Source organism: Kocuria sp. KH4 (genome assembly GCF_053711175.1).
Genome location: NZ_JBSJYX010000052.1, coordinates 1 through 1,411 on the forward strand (window position 1 = coordinate 1; position 1,411 = coordinate 1,411).

1 protein-coding gene is annotated in these 1,411 nt (G+C 67.7%); it reads right to left on the reverse strand.

Annotation, left to right across the window (positions count from 1 at the left end):
- Positions 1–41: 41 nt before the first annotated feature.
- Positions 42–1,289: an IS256 family transposase gene (locus ACWCOM_RS18445; protein WP_454550194.1), complete on the reverse strand. Its 1,248-nt coding sequence runs from the start codon at positions 1,287–1,289 to the stop codon at positions 42–44.
- Positions 1,290–1,411 lie beyond the last annotated feature (122 nt).

Consider the following 1,411-nt stretch of genomic DNA (forward strand, 5'->3'; position numbering starts at 1 on the left):
GGTCAAGCCCCGAGAAGTGGTGTAGCGATCTTTCGTAGGGGTCAGGCGGTGAGGGCGGTCAGGGGGTCGGGGATCACCTCGCTTCCGGTGCGGGCCACGGGGGTGAGCCGGCAACGGGTGAGGACCTCGAGTCCGAGGTAGCGGCGGCCCTCGGCCCACTCATCGGTCTGCTCGGCCAGCACCGCGCCCACGAGGCGAACGATGGCGGCTCGGTTGGGGAAGATCCCGACCGCGTCGGTGCGCCGGCGGATCTCCTTGTTCAGCCGCTCGGCGGGGTTGTTGGACCAGATCTGGGCCCAGACGTCCTTGGGGAAGTTCGTGAACGCGAGGATGTCCTCACGGGCATCGGCCAGGTGCTCAGCCACCGCCGGCAGCTTCTCGGCGACGTAGTCCAGCAACCGGTCGAACTGGGCGTTCACGGTTGTGGCGTCGGGTTGGTCGTAGACGCTGTGCAGCATGGCTTTGACGGCCGGCCACATGGACTTCGGGCAGATCGACATGAGATTGGCCGCGTAGTGGGTGCGGCACCGCTGCCAGGACGCCCCGGGCAGGTTCGCCGCGATCGCGTCCTTGAGCCCGGCGTGGGCATCACTGGTGACCAGGCGGACTCCGCCCAGGCCACGGGCCACCAGATCGGCGAAGAACTCGTTCCACGCCGCCCCGGTCTCGGCCGTGGCCACCCGCATGCCCAGGACCTCCCGGTGGCCGTCGCCGTTGACCCCGGTCGCAATCAGGACCACGGCGTTGACCACGCGCCCGCCCTCTCGGACCTTCATGGTCAGCGCGTCGGCGGCCACGAACGTGAAAGGGCCGGCCTCGTCCAGGGGCCGGTGGCGGAAGGACTCCACGTGCTCGTCCAGGTCAGTGGCCATCCGCGAGACCTGGGACTTCGACAGGGAGTTGATGCCCAGGGTCTTCACCAGCTTGTCCATCCGACGGGTCGAGACCCCGGCGAGGTAACAGTCCGCGACCACGGTGATCAGCGCGGACTCAGCCCGTTTGCGCCGCTCCAGCAACCACTCGGGGAAGTAGGTGCCGGTGCGCAGTTTCGGCACGGCGACGTCGATCGTGCCGATGCGGGTGTCGAGCTCACGGTGGCGGTAGCCGTTGCGCTGCGCAGACCGGGTCGGGGTGGGCTTGCCCCATTCGGCGCCGACCACCGCCTCGGCATCAGCAGACAAGAGAGCGTTGATCACCGTCTGCAACAAGCTGCGCATCAGATCCGGGGACGCGTCGGACAGGGCTTCGCCGAGCAGGCCAGCAGGGTCGACAATATGAAGAGCGGTCATCGTGATGATGTCCTTTCGAGGGTGCTGTGAGAGGTGAACTCGAAAGATCTCACGGTGGCCGCGCCCTCGTCGGCAACGACGAGCAGGGCCACCGCGCTACACCACTATCGGGGGCTCAACTC